Source organism: Enterobacter quasimori, from assembly GCF_018597345.1.
GTDB lineage: Bacteria > Pseudomonadota > Gammaproteobacteria > Enterobacterales > Enterobacteriaceae > Enterobacter > Enterobacter mori.
The window spans coordinates 478,044-494,122 of the sequence record NZ_JAHEVU010000001.1 but is presented as its reverse complement, the minus strand read 5'-3'; the positions used below and the strand labels follow the sequence as shown (position 1 = coordinate 494,122).

Below are 16,079 nucleotides of genomic sequence, written 5' to 3'. Positions count from 1 at the left end.
TAGTGAGTAAAGCGAAAAAGCAGCGTTCTTTATGAATCGTTTAAGTTCAGGAAAAACGTTTTTTTAAGCCGTCATCTGATTTTCCACGCTATCCCGTATACTGCATTCTCTTCACTACAGGCGATAACATGCAAAGGCAGGAAGTATGTCTCTTCGTTCGCTGCGGGCGTTATGCCTGACAAGTTTTTTCATTGCCGATGTCCGTGATGGCCTCGGTCCCTTTCTCGGCATCTTTCTGACTGAACGCCACTGGAGCCCCGATAGTATCGGCATCCTGATGACGGCCGGTGGGCTGGCGGGGTTGCTGGCCACGCTTCCGGCTGGTTTTATCACCGATACCTCCCGGAACAAACGCTCCGTGCTGGCACTGGTCTGCATCTTGATCACCCTGAGCACGTTGCTGCTCTGGTTTAGCCAGCAAACTGGCGTTGTCGCCGCTTCGCAAATGATCACCGGCATCTGCGCGGCGTTTGTGGGGCCGCTGATTGCCGGGATTACGCTGGGCCTGACCGGTCAGGGCGGGTTCAGCGCGCAGATGGGCAAAAACGAGGCGTTTAATCACGCGGGCAATTTCCTGACTGCACTGATTGCAGGCGGAATTGCCTGGTACTGGGGCGTCGGGGGGATTTTCCTGCTGATGACCTGTACGACGCTGCTCACGCTCTGCGCGCTGCTTGCCATCCGCAACGAAGACATCGACAACGACGCGGCGCGTGGACTCTCCTCTTCAGCGAACCTGCCAGTGCCGGGCTTTGCGGTGCTGATTAAAAACCGCGCGCTATTTGTGACCGGGCTGACGCTACTGCTGTTCCACCTTGCGAACGCTGCGCTTTTGCCGATGCTGAGCATGGGGGTTGCAGCGGCACCCGCCTCGATCAACCCCGGTTTGTATGCCGCAGGTACCGTCATCATCTCTCAGGCCGTGATGATCCCCGTAGCACTTTGGGTCGCAGGCCGGGTTGAACGCTACGGCTACTGGCGCTTAATTATGCTGGCGCTGCTGGTCATGCCGGTGCGCGCTGCGCTGGCGGCGTCTACGGACGCGCCTCTGATGATGATCCCGGTACAAATCCTCGACGGTCTGGCTGCCGGGATCCTGGGCGTCGTGGTACCGTCGTTTATTGTGGTGCTTTTGCGTGGGAGTGGGCACGTCAATGCCGGGCAGAGTGTGGTGATGCTGATGCAGGGGGTTGGGGCATCCATGAGCCCGGCATTAACCGGGACGATCGCCGGTCATTACTCGTTTGCGACGGCATTCAGTGTACTGAGCGCGATTGCCCTTGTTGCCGTCCTGCTCTGGTGGCGATGTGCTCAACGGACCAGGGAAATACCTGCGCCGGGTGAAGCATAGCCCCACCCGGCGAAACGCTTAAGCCAGCTCGTTAGGGCAGGCTTCACCTTTTTCCAACTGCTGCAGGTTACCCAGCGTGGTTTCTGAAATACTGATTAACGCTTCGGCCGTCAGAAACGCTTGGTGTCCGGTAAACAGCACGTTATGGCAGGCAGACAGGCGGCGGAACACGTCGTCCTGAATCACGTCGTTGGACTTGTCTTCAAAGAACAGGTCACGTTCGTTCTCATACACGTCCATGCCCAGCGCGCCAATTTTCTGGGTCTTCAGCGCTTCGATAGCGGCCTGAGAGTCAACCAGTCCGCCGCGGCTGGTGTTGATGATCATCACGCCATCTTTCATCTGGTCAAACGCCGCCTGGTTAAGCAGGTGGTAGTTTTCCGGCGTCAGCGGGCAGTGCAGGGAGATCACGTCAGACTGGGAGAACAGCGTCGGCAGGTCAACATACTCCACGCCCAGATCCAGCGCGGCTGCGCTTGGGTACGGATCAAACGCCAGCAGGCGCATACCAAAGCCTTTCAGGATCCTCAGGGCAGCCACGCCAATTTTGCCGGTGCCGATAACGCCAGCGGTTTTACCGTACATGGTAAAGCCCGTCAGGCCTTCCAGCGAGAAGTTGGCATCACGGGTGCGCTGATAAGCGCGGTGAATACGTCGGTTCAGGGACATCATCATGCCGATGGCATGTTCCGCGACCGCTTCCGGGGAGTATGCCGGAACGCGTACCACCCTCAGACCCAGCTCCTTCGCCGCGTCGAGGTCCACGTTATTGAAGCCTGCACAGCGCAGGGCGATATACTTCACCCCATGCTTTTTCAGCTCTTCCAGCACCGGACGACTGCCATCATCGTTCACAAAAATGCAGACGCCTTCACAGCCGTGCGCCGTTTTGGCGGTTTTTTCGGACAGCAGAAAGTCGAAAAATTCAAGCTCAAACCCGTAAGCCTCGTTAACATGTTGCAGATACTTTTTGTCGTACTGCTTTGTGCTATATACCGCGAGTTTCATAAGACTTTCTCCAGTGATTTTGCATTCACGTTAGCATGATTAAAATAATCTTACAATTTCTAAAATATTATTGAATTCAATAAGTTCTATCAATTATTCTAGAACATATGTGCACCCTAACTCCATGATACTCATATCTAACGCTTTCTTAAGGGGGGGATACCAGAGACATGTCTGTTAGTTTTAATATTGGGGAGACTCAAGTGGTTTACCAATGCCTGAAAACGTGACCATGCGTAGTTATTGATATTGCGTAGCTCTTTGAATGTATTAACATCAAAGGTAGTATTATCGTTATTGTTTAAAAATGACAGGGAGACCGAATGTACAACCATAATCGGGGAAAAAGTCATTTCGAGGAGAAAGCCTCAGAGATTGAAAATCTTGCGCAGCGAATTGCCACAAAGCATTTGCTTTATGGTACCTCTGGCATGTTTTTTGAAACTCAACAACTAGTTGCTCGTTTGAGAAGGGAGATCGAATCGCATTGCTTGACTTGGTCAGGCGGGATTCAAGTTCTTGATGAACAGATACATCATCTTAAGGAACAAGATGACTTACTTACCTTCAATAAGGCTAAATTATTCATTGTTGTTGAAAAAAATCGGACAACAACGACGACGTTAGCGCTTAAACAGATCGGTTTCGTTGCCGGTGGGGCGCAAGTGTATGGGGGCGCTAGTTTATGCGTCGGTTCGCTGGGTCTTGCCTGTGCTGCCTATGGTGCACCTATGATTACTCATGGGCTAAACAACATGTATGAAAATGGATACTATCTCCTCTATCGTGAAGATCGGTCTGGCACGCTAAGAGATGCTTATCGCTACGCAGCAGCGAAGCTCGGCTATGGGAATAATGAAGCTGATATTGTCTATGGTGTAGTTGATATCTCTTTATCAGCCTATGGCGCGGGCAGAAAAGTTCTGGCTCCCAGAGAAAAATCCTGGAGTCTGTTTCGCAACATTGAATCTGATTATATCAGAGGATGGCAAGAGGCTTCTAAAACAGCTATGGCTCTGGATTTAACCAGTGGAAGCGTCACAGGTTGGCAGATGTACCAGATAGCTAAAGAGAATTAATTATGTCGGAACAGTTCGAGTTGTCATTAACCCCACCGATTCTACCTGCTGTGTGCTATTTTATTGTATCTATTGTCATTTTTTGCTTGTTGTACCTCGGGAAACTCAAGGTCAACAGGCTTCGTAAATATCCTCTGTTCATTGCCTATACGCTGTTTGTGATAGCCATTGCAGCCATCCAGATTAACGTTTTTGCCAACGGCTATGATTTTGTTCGCGGTTTTTTACATATCGATTTTGATCCCTGGCGGTACGACTCGGTGTACTGGGGGTCATTGATATTCGCAATGCTTTACCTGCTGGCAATGCCCAGGAACAGGTATTAATTACGCAGTTATTCCGGCTTCTTCGCCTGAAATTATGCGTAACCCACTGAATCTAAATTGTGTTCTTTAGGTTACGCATAGCAAAAAAGTTACCTCATACTATTTACAGCATCTATCCTTAATCTTGGCGTTAACTTCAACTCAACCGCTAAACATGCGACAATGATCGGCACTGCCGGCTTAATTCTTTCGCTAAATCAGGATATTAACTGCCCATGAAGGGTAAATACAAAGCCGCGATTGCGCTTTTACTGCTGTTCATACTGTTGCCGCTGACGCTGCTGATGACGCTCGCCCAGTGGGTGCCAACGCTCGCCGGGATCTGGCTCCCCGTCGGAACGCGTATCGCTTTCGAGGAAAGCCCAAAACTCACCCGTCACGCGCTGGTGATCCCCGATCTTCGTTATCTGGTGGATGAGTGTGAAATTGCGCGTATCGATAACGTGACGTTGTCACACCCAAGCCGCTGGAAGCTTGATGTAGGCACCCTTGAGCTTAACTCCGTCTGCCTCAGCAAACTCCCTCAATCTGCGCCGTCGACGGTGGCACCCAAAACGCTGGCCCAGTGGCAGGCGGTGTTACCGAATACCTGGCTGACGGTGCATCGTCTTTCTCTTGCCCCCTGGCAGCAGTGGGAGGGCGAACTTCATGCGTCACTCACGCCCGCCAGTCAGGAAATTACCTATAAAGGCGAACAGGTCAGCATTAAAGGCCAGCTACGCGGACAAACTCTCTCTGTCAGTCAGTTCGATATTCGCCTTCCAGACCAGGCACAGCCTGTCAAACTGGTCGGGAAATTTACCCTGCCGCTGGTGCCGGACGGTGTGCCGGTGAAAGGGCACGCCGTTGCCACCTTTAACGTGCCGCAGTTGTCCTCTCTGGTCGATGCCGATCTGGACTGGGAAGACAATCAGGGGCAACTGGTGGTGATGGCGCGGGACAATCCCGATCCGCTGCTCGACCTGCCGTGGCAGATTACAGCCGAACGGCTGAATATCAGCGACGGACGCTGGAACTGGGCGCTGCCCGGCCTGCCGCTGAGCGGGCGGGTTGGCCTGCGTATTGATAACTGGCAGCAGGGGCTGGAAAAAGCCACCGTTTCCGGGCGACTGAATGTGCTCACGCAGGGCGATGCGGGCAAAGGTAATGCGGTGCTGAATATTGGCCCGGGTTCGCTTAGCATGGAAAACAGCGATATGCCGCTGTATTTGAGCGGCGAGGCGAAACAAAACGATCTCATTCTCTATGCCAAACTCCCGGCCAAACTGACCGGAAGCCTCAACGATCCGCAGCTTTCCTTTGAACCCGGCGCGCTGCTGCGTTCGCGCGGTCGCATTATCGATTCGCTGGATATTGATGAAATCCGCTGGCCGCTGGCGGGCGTGAAGCTCACGCAAAAAGGCGTTGATGGCCGACTTCAGGCTATTCTGCGCGCGCATGAAAATGAAATGGGCGATTTCGAACTGCACCTGGACGGTCAGGCCAACGACTTTTTACCTGATAATGGCCTGTGGCAGTGGCGCTACTGGGGAAAAGGGAGCTTTACGCCTATGCACGCGCGCTGGGATGTCGCCGGTAAAGGCGAGTGGCGCGACGCGCTTATTGAGTTAACCGAACTCTCGACCGGATTCGACAAGCTCCAGTACGGCACCATGACGGTAGGTGAACCGCGCCTGGTCCTGGATACCCCCGTTCGCTGGAACCGCGATCCGGCCAAACCCTCCTTTAGCGGCGCTTTAGCGCTGAATGCCGGACAAACAACGTTCTCCGGCGGAAGCGTACTGCCGCCTTCGGTGCTGAGCTTCAGCGTTGATGGCACCGATCCGACACTCTTTCAGTTTAAGGGCGACCTCCATGCCGACAAAATTGGTCCGGTACAGGTCAATGGACGCTGGGACGGCGAACGCCTTCGTGGTCAGGCCTGGTGGCCGAAACAGTCGCTCACCGTGTTCCAGCCGCTGATCCCACCAGACTGGAAAATGACGCTGCACGATGGCGAACTGTATGCCCAGGTTGCCTTCTCGGCTGCGGCCGGTCAGGGCTTTGAGGCGGGCGGACACGGGGTGCTGAAATCCGGCAGCGTCTGGATGCCGGATAACCAGATTAACGGTATCGACTTTGTCCTGCCGTTCCGTTTCAGCGAAGGCACATGGTCGCTGGGTACGCGAGGGCCGGTCACGTTGCGTATTGGCGAGGTGCAAAACCTGGTCACGGCGAGGAATATAACGGCGGATTTGCAGGGGGACTACCCCTGGAGCGAGGAGAACCCGCTGTTGCTCACCAACGTTAAGGTTGAGGTACTGGGCGGGAAAATCACCATGCAGCAGTTGAGGATGCCCCAGCACGATCCGGCATTGTTGCGCGTGGACAATATCTCGTCCAGCGAACTGGTAAGCGCCGTCAATCCGAAACAGTTTGCGATGTCCGGGCCGGTCAGCGGCGCGCTACCGTTCTGGCTGGACAATGAAAAATGGATCATCAAAGATGGCTGGCTGACCAACCCGGGGCCGATGACGCTGCGTCTCGACAAAGACACGGCTGATGCCATTGTGAAAGACAATATGGTCGCAGGGGCGGCGATTAACTGGTTACGCTATATGGAAATTTCCCAATCGTGGACAAAACTCAATGTAGATAATCTGGGTGTATTAACGCTGCAGGCGACCATTAAAGGCACCAGCCGCGTTGATGGCAAAAGCAGCTCCGTGAACCTGAATTACACCCACGAAGAGAACGTATTTACCCTCTGGCGCAGCCTGCGCTTTGGGGACAACCTGCAAACATGGTTTGAGCAACATGCGGCGATACCGGGTCTCCGCAGTTCGACGGGCAAGGAAAGTGAGGAACAACAATGAAAAAGATGGCTGGTGTGCTCACCGTTGCCGTTGCCGCGCTGATGACAGGCTGTACGCCGCGCATTGAAGTCGCTGCGCCAAAGGAGCCGATTACCATCAACATGAACGTCAAAATCGAACACGAGATCCATATTAAGGTCGATAAAGACGTTGAAACCCTGCTGAAATCGCGCAGCGATCTGTTCTGAGGACGCCATGAAACGAACGTTAGCTCTCATTTTACTGGCGCTGGGAATGCACGTGCAGGCGGCAACGCTTACCCTGAATGACGCCCGTGCGCAGGGGCGCGTGGGGGAGACCCTGAGCGGCTATATCGCGCCGATCGCACACGATGCCGAAACGCTGGCGCTGGTTAGCCGCATTAACGCGGCGCGCACGGAAAGCTATCAGAAGCTTGCCGACAGCAATAACTTACCTGTTGATGAAGTGGCAAAAATGGCGGGGCAAAAGCTGGTTGCCCGCGCGCAGCCGGGTGAATATGTGAAGGGCATAAACGGTAAATGGCTGAAGAAGTGATCAGCGGAAGCGCTTGCGATACTCTCCCGGAGACACGCCAAAACGCTGCTTAAACGCCGTCGAAAAATGGCTGTGATCGGCAAAGCCCCAGCTGTAGCCGATCCCCGCCAGCTTTTCATCATCGCTGGCGGAGCGCAACACCTGCGCGCAAAGGTCCAGGCGGCGGTTTTTGATGTACTGTGCCACGACCAGTCCCTTATCGGCAAACATGCGGTACAGGCTACGTACCGACATCCCGCTCTCTGTAGCAATCCACTCCGGTCGCAGGGCATCAGACTGAATATGATCGTCAATCAGCGAGAGGACGTGCTGGAACTGGCGTTCCTTTCGCGGCTGGACGACGTCACGTTGCTGAAAGGCCGGACGGAGCAGGCAGACCATCGCCTCCAGCGCCGCTTCGCTCTCTCTGTCGCTCAGCTCCGCATTTCCCATACTCTCCTGCAACAGGCGGTGGCTCAGCTGTACGGTCGGCAGGCTACGCGAAAGCGTCAGGGCGCAGCTCACCTCCTGAAAACGACACTGCTGCTCAATGATTTGACGCGGCACGAGGAGTGAAATCTGGCGGGATTTATCCTGCCAGGAGATGGAGCAGGGGCGTGACGCGTCGATGAGCGTTATGTCGCCGGTATTGAGAATGGAACGTCGTTCATCCTGTTCAATCTCTGCACCGCCTTCAAGCTGAAACACGGCGTAGAACCAGGCATCGTTACTGTTTTTTATTTCCCGGCGGGTGCGGAACAGGTTGACGTTGCCTGCGGTCACGGTGCTGAGCTTCAGGCTTCTTGCGTAGCTGGTTTCCAGTTCGCCAATGAATGTGCCCTCTAACGGGCGAGCGTCAAACCGTCCGCAAACCTGGTTAATTTGCGCCAGCCACTGCTGATACTTTTCCTGTTCGCTCGCACATGCCATCGTTTATCTCGCCGCACCGTCAATGTTTTTGCATTGTTGCATTTGTGTTGCAATTTGTCAGAGCCATGAGGCTGACTATAGGAAAGAACACTCACCGGTAACAGCGTTATAAGCGGTAATTATCATGTTTTGCGGAGCCTGTCACAGGTGGCAAAGCGAATGTCACACAGACAAAAGCGGGAATGCGAAACGCCTCGTAGACTGCATTAAACACCCTACGAAGAATAACGAAGGAGTACCCTATGTCTGAATCACAGGTCGCCGTCCTGCCCGAGGTCCAGCGTTTTATGGATCGCCATCACGGCTTGTGGATTGAAGGGCGTCAGGTTGCGTCCGATAGCGAAAAGCGCCTGAACGTCTACAACCCGGCGACGGGAGAGGTGATTGCCTCAACCGCGGATGCCAGCGTCGATGACGTGGATCGTGCGGTGATGTCCGGCTGGCGGGCCTTTGTCGCCCGCAGCTGGGCTGGAAAACTTCCGGCAGAGCGTGAACGCATCTTGCTCTGTTTTGCCGATCTGGTCGAACAGCACAGCGAGGAGCTGGCGCAGCTGGAAACGCTGGAGCAGGGGAAATCGATCAACATTTCCCGCGCCTTCGAAGTGGGCTGTACCCTGAACTGGATGCGCTATACCGCCGGGCTGACCACCAAGATTGCAGGGAAAACCCTCGATCTCTCCATTCCATTGCCTCAGGGCGCGCGCTATCAGGCGTGGACGCGCAAAGAGCCGGTTGGCGTCGTTGCCGGGATTGTGCCGTGGAACTTCCCGCTGATGATTGGTATGTGGAAAGTGATGCCCGCGCTGGCGGCAGGCTGTTCCATCGTGATTAAACCTTCAGAGACCACGCCGCTCACCTTGCTGCGCGTTGCGGAGTTAGCGAGTGAGGCGGGAATTCCGGATGGCGTGTTCAACGTGGTGACCGGGAGCGGTGCGGTATGTGGCGCCGCGTTGACCTCGCATCCGCATATTGCAAAAGTGAGTTTCACCGGCTCGACCGCGACGGGAAAACAGATTGCGCGCGCGGCGGCGGATACGTTGACGGGCGTTACCCTGGAGCTGGGCGGCAAAAACCCGGCGATCGTGTTGAAAGATGCGGACCCGGCGTGGGTGATCGAAGGCTTGATGACCGGCAGCTTCCTGAACCAGGGGCAGGTCTGTGCGGCAAGCTCACGTATCTACATTGAAGCGCCGCTGTTCGACACGCTGGTGAGCGGGTTTGAGCAGGCGGTGAAATCCCTGAGCGTCGGGCCGGGCATGTCGCCGGAAGCGTTTATCAACCCGCTGGTATCGCGTGCGCACTGCGACAAGGTGCAGACCTTCCTGGATGAGGCGACGGCACGCAACGCAGAGCTTATCACCGGCAACCGCGGCCCGGATGGCAAAGGGTATTACGTATCGCCGACGCTGGTGGTGAACCCGGATGCCGCGCTGCGGCTGACCCGCGAAGAGGTGTTTGGCCCGGTGGTCAACCTGGTGCGCGTATCCGATGCAGAAGAGGCGCTCCAGCTGGCAAACGACACCGAATATGGCCTGACGGCCAGCGTCTGGACGCAGAACATCAGCAAGGCGCTGGAATATACTGACAGGCTGCAGGCGGGCACCGTGTGGGTGAACAGCCATACGCTGATCGACGCTAACCTGCCATTCGGCGGCATGAAGCAGTCTGGTACCGGGCGTGACTTCGGCCCGGACTGGCTGGACGGCTGGTGTGAAACCAAATCGGTTTGCGTGCGGTATTAAAAAACAAGCCGGGTGGCGGCTACGCCTTACCCGGCCTACAAATCCAATATATTCCTGAGATCCCGTAGGCCGGGTAAGCGCAGCGCCACCCGGCTTCTATTTAAAGCGACCACCGATTCCGCCCAGCCTCTTTTGCCCGGTACAGCGCGGCATCGGCGCGGGCGATGATCTCGGTGCCGGCCAGCCCATCCGCCATGCTCGCAATCCCCATGCTTACGGTTACATGGTCGCTGACCGTAGAGGCGCCGTGCGGTATGGCTTCCGTACACAGGCCGTCCTGAATACGCAGGGCAACCTTTTCCGCGATGTTTGCCGGGCAGTTAAACAGGATCACCACAAACTCCTCGCCACCATAGCGTGACACCACATCGTCAGGGGTTCGCACCGATTTCTTAAGCACCTCAGCCACGCGAGTCAGGCACGCATCACCGGCCTGATGGCCGTAGGTATCGTTGTAACGCTTGAAGTAATCGACATCCAGCATAATCAGGGTAAAGGCTTTTCCCTGCTCAACCGCATTTTCCAGCACCAGCTCCATCGCCCGGCGGTTAGCCGTTTTTGTCAGGGGATCCTGATGCGCCAGCGCATCCAGACGCGAAATCAAGAGTTGGTTCTGCTGGTTGCGACGCCAGGCTTCTTCAAACCAGCTCAGCAGGATGAAACGCCCGCAGACCAGAATGAGCGTAAACACCCCCCATACCACGCCAAAACGCAGATTAACGCCCTGATTCAGCGTGATACTGGCCACGGGTAGGGCAATCCACAGAGGCACAACGAAAGCCAGCAGCCCCGCTGGATGAAAATAGAGCGCCGTCAACCCCGCCATCAACAGAACCGCGAACATGGGCCAGGCGTGAGGAAGTTGCACGACGGTGATTAACCAATAGCAGGCCGCTGACCAGAGCAGGCTGCAGATGAACAAGACGGCGCTAATGCCCGCCATGTGCCGCCAGCCCATCAGCACTAACGTCGCTGACAGAATGATCACTCCCAGCATTGAGGTATCCACCATCAACCTGAGATGCTGTCCTGCGTGTAAAACGTTATCAATATCGTTAAATAACGTATTGCGTAGCAGGAGCATGAGCGCAAAGCTCGCATTCACAAATGCCAGCCATGACAGGTTCATTTCCAGACCGTGGAGTACCATCGATTTGCGGGTTGGCCATGTGGCAAGGTCCGGGGGGGGGTTGTGTCTTTTTTCCATGAGAGGCATTTTCCCTTCCAGGGGAGAAAACAAGTGGATGATATGTCACTAACTATAAGCAGAGTCGACAATTCCTCAAAGTTTAAGGGAAAAATAAACCGGGCATTGCGCCCGGTTCGTTATTTATTTCTGTTCGTCTTTCTTCTTTCCGAGCGTTGGCGTCTCGTCGAAGAAGTTCCACGGTTTAAGCAGGGTATGCACCCATTCCGTCGGCATGATCGGCCACTCTTCCGCGCGTGCGACGTGGGTAGTCCCGGTGGTCATCCAGACCACGTCATCCTGGTCGTGGAGCGACTCGTTATCCTTGCTGTACTGCCCCAGCCCCGTATCGTGGATGGAGCGGTTCGGGAATTTGCCTTCCGGGTAGAGCTCATCCGGATGGTAGCGCGTCACCCACAGCTGTTTGTCCATAAAGCTGAGACGATGGTAGATCCACTCGTCCGGCGCAAATTTCGCGCCGGTCGCCACCGGGTGCGTACCGCCCGCGTAAGGGATAATCTGGTACGAAACCGGGTTGCCCATGCGGTTCTCTTTACTTGTGTTGCTCAGCAGCCGAATGGTGCCTGGGTCGAACTTCTGCGCCGCCTGCTGTTCGGTGTCAATATCGTACTGATTCACCTGCATGGTACTGGTGCGCGGGCCACCGGCGGTATTCGGCTTCACTTCCGGGTCCATCGCCACCAGCTTGTTGTTGATGCCGTCCACATCCATATCCAGGCGGAAGTTGTAGATGTGTTGGTGCGTGGTGCCGACGATGTTATGGTCGATCAGCGTGCCGTATTTTGTGTCGTCTTTGGCGGTGGCATCATGCATGGTTTTCGCCTGAACGCCTTTTACCGCCTCGATACCCGTTGCACCGGCGTCAATGCCGATGGTGCCATTTTCATGAAACACCCAGTCGAAGATGTAATCGTAGTTGCCCACGGTACTTACCCAGCGCACCACCAGCTCGCGTCGCTCGGTGCTGACGTTCGGTTGGCCCATCTCCTGATGCTTATATTCCGGCCCCGCGTAGCGTTCGAAAATCGCAATCGCGCGCGGGATCTCCATCGGCGCGCCGGTGTAGTCCGGGATGGTTTCATTGAGCATCACGGCGTTAGACGGCACGTCTTTACCGCGCACCAGCGGTGAGGTCAGGGTGCCCATGCCGTAGTCGCCGGAGTCGAGATAGGCTTTAAAGTACCAGCCCACGTCCGGATCGCCGTAAGGGACGATCATGCCGCCGAGCGAACCCTGATACATCACCTGGCGTTTTTTGCCGTTGTCGTTATAGGTAACGGTTGAAATCATCGGGCCCACGCGGGAGTCCAGGCTCAGGTGGAAATCCCAGTTCTGCCAGTGCACCATATCGCCGGTGATGGTGTAGTTCTTGCCTTCCGGCTCGACGATCTCCAGGGGTTTTTTCACCGTTTCTACCCGGTCGCGGCCGTCATACGGGCGCGGGGTGAGCGGAACCGGGATGACCGGGCCTTCTTCGATCTTCTGAATTTTCTTCTGTTCAAGATCAACAACCGCGACCAGGTTCTCAATCGGGTGCGCCCAGTAGTTGCCGTCGCCCACGTCCAGATAGCTCACCACCTTCAGCAGGCGATCTTCCCGCTTCAGGCCGTCCTTGCCGTCGAAATAGCCGACGGTCAGCGGGGTGGTAATCACTTTCTTCGTATCGGTGATACCGCGCTTTTTCAGCACTTCGGCAAACTCGGTGCTCTCGTTGATGATCTGCTGTACCGTGGCGAAGTCATCCAGCAGAACCATGCCGTGCGCGTCTTTTACCGGTTCCCAGCGCAGAATTTTTTTATCCTTCAAGCCCACCACGCTTTCGATAACGTGCTTGCCATCGAGCATGACGATCTTCGCCAGGCGGGGGGAATCGACTGCCGTACCGTTGAGCACAAAGTCCCACACTTTGGCTTTCTCCGGCTCTGCAAGGGCGATCTGGGTAAAGCGGGTATTGGGTTTAAAATCCGCCGAGGTTTTCACAATCTCAACGGCTTGCTTAATTTCGTCCGCCGTTAGCGCGTTTAACGGGTGAGGGCGTTTTTCAACCTGGAAGGTCTGATCGAGGCCAGACTGGAAAACATCGTTGATGAAGGTCTCAGAGATAAAGGCTTTTTTGCCTTTCATCGCCACCGGTACCTCAAGCTTGAGGGTTTTACCGTTGACGATGGCGGTTTTTGCTCCCGGTTTGACCTTCACAAAGGCACCGTCTTTCGCAATGGTGAACATCTGTGCGTAATCATCCCACTGAACGTCCGCGCCAAAGTCCTGCAGCGTTTTGTCCATTGGGACCATATGCGCCTCGCTGCCGTGGGCGAAAACAGGGGATTGCCAGGCGCAACACAGCGCAACGGCCATGGCCAGCGCCGTTCTACGGGCAGAAAAAGAAGAATTGCTTCCCATCGTAGACCTCATCTTGTTGTGTTTATTGTGTTGTGACAGCCTTATCCTGACAGGCCCATGAGAAAAGCGTTTGCCTGCATCTGCCAGGTTATTTGTTGGTCTTGCCAGGTTAAAAAAAGAGCGGGGATAAATCACATGCTGGGCCATTTCCTCTCCCCACAAATGATGTCAGCACAGGCGACCCCCTCTCCCTTGAGGGAGAGGGCTGGGGTGAGGGGGTACATACGGCTCTGGTGGTCATTCCGTTCACTTTATGTTCCTTGCTACTCTGAAACTGCATGACCTGTGAACGTGCCAGGGTGGCTCAATCGCCACCACCCTGGCGACCCGGGCTCCCGGCGGTAAATCGCCGCTTCGCGGTGCCCTCAGCTTATTCCTTCAGGCTATCGGGGCGGGCATGAGCCTGCATCCCTGCAGGCCACGCCCTCTCGGCGCATCCCTGCGCCTCGCCCCGGCCTTACGGAAACGCCTCGGCGATTTACAGCCGGACCAGGGCATCGCTGTAAGCCATTAATTTTCCTGAAGCAACATTTATCGCTTCCGGTTAAAAAATTACTGGGATCCCTCTCCCCTTTGGGGAGAGGGTCAGGGTGAGGGGCGTTAGCTGAAATCACCCCGCTGGCGCGCCACCAGCGTCAGAATGGAGTAGAGCGCCACGGCCTGCTGGTGCTGGTTGAAGATCTCAACCGCCCATTCCACCACGCCGGTCGGTTTTTCCTCTGCGGTGCGCTGCTTCTTCAACGTTTTACGCTTGCAGGTCAGACGCACCTGAATGGTGTCGCCCGGCTTAACCGGCTCGATAAAGCGCAGGTTTTCCATGCCGTAGTTGGCAATGACTGGCCCGACACCCGCGTCGACAAACAGTCCTGCAGCAGCGGAGATCAGGAAGTAGCCGTGCACCACGCGCTCGCCAAAGATCGACTCTGCCGCACCGATCTTATCCATATGGGCGTAGAAGTGGTCGCCGCTCAGGCAGGCAAAGTTCACAATGTCTGCTTCCGTGAGGGTGCGGCGCGGCGTCAGCAGGCTGTCGCCCGGCTGTAGCTCTTCAAAGTATTTGCGGAACGGATGCACGCGATCTTCCTGCACCGTTGCGCCACGCACCCACTGTTTGCCAACGGCGGCCAGCATCGACGGGCTGCCCTGAATCGCGGTGCGCTGCAGGTAGTGCTTCACCGCGCGCAGGCCGCCCAGCTCTTCGCCACCGCCCGCACGTCCGGGACCGCCGTGCACTAGCTGTGGCAGTGGGGAACCGTGGCCGGTGGATTCTTTCGAGGCTTCCTCGTTGAGGATCTGAATACGCCCGTGGGCGCGCGCCGCGCCGAGAATAAACTGGCGGGCAATGTCCAGGTCTGCGGTAACCAGCGTGCCCGCCAGGCTGCCGCCGCCCGCGCGGGCAAGCTGCATTGCGTGCTGTGCGTTGCGATACGGCATCAGGGTCGCGACCGGCCCGAAAGCCTCCGTTGCGTGGACGGCAGGGGTTTCATCCGGCTGCGGGCAGAACAGCAGGGTCGGCGGGAAGAACGCGCCCGCGGTCTGCAAATCCGCTTTGCCTCCAAGACGGATCTGGCAGCCTGCGGCGATCAGCCGATCCACTTTCTGCTGCACGTCCGCGCGCTGTTCGGCGTTGACCAGCGCGCCCATCTTTACCCCTTCCTGCGCCGGGTCGCCCACCACCACCTTTTCCAGGCGGGCAATCAGCGCCTGGCTCACGGCGTCAATCTGGCTCTGCGGGACGATAATGCGGCGGATGGCCGTACATTTCTGCCCGGCTTTGGCGGTCATCTCGCGCACCACTTCCCGAATGAACAGGGCAAATTCCGGCTGCTCCGGCGTGACGTCTTCCCCCAGCACGCAGCAGTTCAGGGAGTCCGCCTCCATGGTGAAGGGAATGGAATTCGCCACAATATTCGGGTGCACGCGCAGGCTTTGCCCGGTGCTGGCGGAGCCGGTAAAGGTCACCACGTCCTGGCTGTCGAGCTGGTTCAGCAGGTCACCCGCGCCGCCGCAGATCAGGCTGATGGCGCCGTCCGGCACCAGTCCGCTTTCCACGATGGATTTCACCATCGCCTGCGTTACCTGTGCGGTAGCGGTAGCGGGTTTGATAATGGCGGGCATCCCGGCAAGCCAGGTCGGCGCCAGCTTTTCCAGCATCCCCCAGCAGGGGAAGTTAAAGGCGTTGATGTGCACCGCCACGCCGGATTTCGAGGTCAGGACGTGGCGCGCCGCAAAGCCGCCTTCTTTCGACAGCGGGATTAACTCATCTTCCGGCCACAGCGTATCGTCCGGCAGCTCGCGGCTGCCCAGGCTTGCGTAGGTGAAGAGGGTGCCGATCCCCCCTTCAATATCAACCCAGCTGTCCGCCTTCGTCGCGCCCGTCTGGGCTGACAGGGCATAGAACGTCTCTTTCTCGCCAAGCAGGTGCTTTGCCACCGCCTTCAGCATGGCAGCCCGTTCGATAAAGGTCATCTCGTGAAGCGCTTCACCGCCGCGCTCAATCGCATAGCGACGAGCGTGGGCCATATCCAGCCCTTCGCTGGTCACGCTCCAAAGCGCTTCGCCACTGATGGCGTGATGAATAGTGCGTTCGCGGCCCCGGCCAGACTGCCAGGTACCGGATAAGAAGCTGGCTAACTGCTGCATCGCTTATCTCCAAATGTTACGTGATTTACTCGTTAATAGTTTA

The 16,079-nt window shown here is 56.3% G+C and carries 12 protein-coding genes; 7 read left to right on the top strand and 5 right to left on the bottom strand.

Translation table 11 applies throughout. The features are described 5' to 3' along the window. Positions 1 to 145 precede the first annotated feature (145 nt). On the top strand, positions 146 to 1,351 hold the full coding sequence (locus KK102_RS02215; RefSeq protein ID WP_216356855.1) for an MFS transporter: 1,206 nt from the start codon (positions 146 to 148) through the stop codon (positions 1,349 to 1,351). Between the two features lie 18 nt (positions 1,352 to 1,369). Here the strand turns inward: KK102_RS02215 and KK102_RS02210 are convergent, their stop codons facing one another. Continuing rightward, a complete protein-coding gene (locus KK102_RS02210; RefSeq protein ID WP_216356854.1) occupies positions 1,370 to 2,359 on the bottom strand; it encodes a 2-hydroxyacid dehydrogenase in 990 nt (329 codons plus the stop codon). Positions 2,360 to 2,682: 323 nt separating this feature from the next. Between KK102_RS02210 and KK102_RS02205 the strand changes: the two genes are divergently transcribed. From KK102_RS02205 to KK102_RS02185, 5 genes are all read left to right on the top strand, one after another. Beyond that, the gene (locus KK102_RS02205; protein ID WP_126544562.1) at positions 2,683 to 3,438 is read left to right on the top strand and encodes a DUF4225 domain-containing protein; all 756 of its coding nucleotides are present in this window, start codon (positions 2,683 to 2,685) and stop codon (positions 3,436 to 3,438) included. A gap of 2 nt (positions 3,439 to 3,440) precedes the next feature. Then, positions 3,441 to 3,764 (top strand): hypothetical protein, encoded by a 324-nt coding sequence (locus tag KK102_RS02200; RefSeq protein WP_048030654.1) that lies wholly within the window; start codon positions 3,441 to 3,443, stop codon positions 3,762 to 3,764. A gap of 215 nt (positions 3,765 to 3,979) precedes the next feature. Next, the gene (locus tag KK102_RS02195) at positions 3,980 to 6,619 is read left to right on the top strand and encodes a YdbH family protein (protein WP_216356853.1); all 2,640 of its coding nucleotides are present in this window, start codon (positions 3,980 to 3,982) and stop codon (positions 6,617 to 6,619) included. After that, complete coding sequence (locus KK102_RS02190; protein WP_010430706.1) at positions 6,616 to 6,807, top strand: YnbE family lipoprotein; 192 nt, start codon at positions 6,616 to 6,618, stop codon at positions 6,805 to 6,807. Before KK102_RS02195 ends, KK102_RS02190 begins: the two co-directional genes overlap by 4 nt. Before the next feature lie 7 nt (positions 6,808 to 6,814). Further along, positions 6,815 to 7,135: a YdbL family probable chaperone protein gene (locus tag KK102_RS02185; RefSeq protein ID WP_216356852.1), complete on the top strand. Its 321-nt coding sequence runs from the start codon at positions 6,815 to 6,817 to the stop codon at positions 7,133 to 7,135. Here KK102_RS02185 and feaR read toward each other — a convergent pair whose 3' ends face one another. Continuing rightward, positions 7,136 to 8,044 (bottom strand): transcriptional regulator FeaR, encoded by a 909-nt coding sequence (feaR, locus tag KK102_RS02180; protein WP_089598779.1) that lies wholly within the window; start codon positions 8,042 to 8,044, stop codon positions 7,136 to 7,138. It abuts the gene before it with no gap. 242 nt (positions 8,045 to 8,286) lie between these two features. Here feaR and KK102_RS02175 point away from each other — a divergent pair, with 242 nt between their 5' ends. Further along, positions 8,287 to 9,786, top strand: a complete 1,500-nt coding sequence (locus KK102_RS02175; RefSeq protein WP_216356851.1) for an aldehyde dehydrogenase family protein — start codon at positions 8,287 to 8,289, stop codon at positions 9,784 to 9,786. A gap of 100 nt (positions 9,787 to 9,886) precedes the next feature. Here the strand turns inward: KK102_RS02175 and KK102_RS02170 are convergent, their stop codons facing one another. From KK102_RS02170 to paaZ, 3 genes are all read right to left on the bottom strand, one after another. Further along, positions 9,887 to 10,993 carry a GGDEF domain-containing protein gene (locus KK102_RS02170; RefSeq protein WP_216356850.1) on the bottom strand — a complete coding sequence of 369 codons (1,107 nt, stop codon included), beginning with the start codon at positions 10,991 to 10,993 and terminating at the stop codon, positions 9,887 to 9,889. Between the two features lie 123 nt (positions 10,994 to 11,116). Further along, positions 11,117 to 13,393 (bottom strand): primary-amine oxidase, encoded by a 2,277-nt coding sequence (gene tynA, locus KK102_RS02165; protein WP_216356849.1) that lies wholly within the window; start codon positions 13,391 to 13,393, stop codon positions 11,117 to 11,119. Between the two features lie 600 nt (positions 13,394 to 13,993). Next, positions 13,994 to 16,036 (bottom strand): phenylacetic acid degradation bifunctional protein PaaZ, encoded by a 2,043-nt coding sequence (paaZ, locus tag KK102_RS02160; protein ID WP_216356848.1) that lies wholly within the window; start codon positions 16,034 to 16,036, stop codon positions 13,994 to 13,996. Between the last annotated feature and the right edge of the window lie 43 nt (positions 16,037 to 16,079).

Bases quoted from the DNA above. Each gene is read 5' to 3' on its own strand.
- KK102_RS02185 (WP_216356852.1), top strand. From the start codon at position 6,815: ATGAAACGAACGTTAGCTCTCATTTTACTGGCGCTGGGAATGCACGTG.
- KK102_RS02175 (WP_216356851.1), top strand. From the start codon at position 8,287: ATGTCTGAATCACAGGTCGCCGTCCTGCCCGAGGTCCAGCGTTTTATG.
- tynA (WP_216356849.1), bottom strand. From the start codon at position 13,393: ATGGGAAGCAATTCTTCTTTTTCTGCCCGTAGAACGGCGCTGGCCATG.
- KK102_RS02190 (WP_010430706.1), top strand. From the start codon at position 6,616: ATGAAAAAGATGGCTGGTGTGCTCACCGTTGCCGTTGCCGCGCTGATG.
- KK102_RS02215 (WP_216356855.1), top strand. From the start codon at position 146: ATGTCTCTTCGTTCGCTGCGGGCGTTATGCCTGACAAGTTTTTTCATT.
- feaR (WP_089598779.1), bottom strand. From the start codon at position 8,044: ATGGCATGTGCGAGCGAACAGGAAAAGTATCAGCAGTGGCTGGCGCAA.
- KK102_RS02195 (WP_216356853.1), top strand. From the start codon at position 3,980: ATGAAGGGTAAATACAAAGCCGCGATTGCGCTTTTACTGCTGTTCATA.
- KK102_RS02200 (WP_048030654.1), top strand. From the start codon at position 3,441: ATGTCGGAACAGTTCGAGTTGTCATTAACCCCACCGATTCTACCTGCT.
- KK102_RS02210 (WP_216356854.1), bottom strand. From the start codon at position 2,359: ATGAAACTCGCGGTATATAGCACAAAGCAGTACGACAAAAAGTATCTG.
- KK102_RS02205 (WP_126544562.1), top strand. From the start codon at position 2,683: ATGTACAACCATAATCGGGGAAAAAGTCATTTCGAGGAGAAAGCCTCA.
- paaZ (WP_216356848.1), bottom strand. From the start codon at position 16,036: ATGCAGCAGTTAGCCAGCTTCTTATCCGGTACCTGGCAGTCTGGCCGG.
- KK102_RS02170 (WP_216356850.1), bottom strand. From the start codon at position 10,993: ATGGAAAAAAGACACAACCCCCCCCCGGACCTTGCCACATGGCCAACC.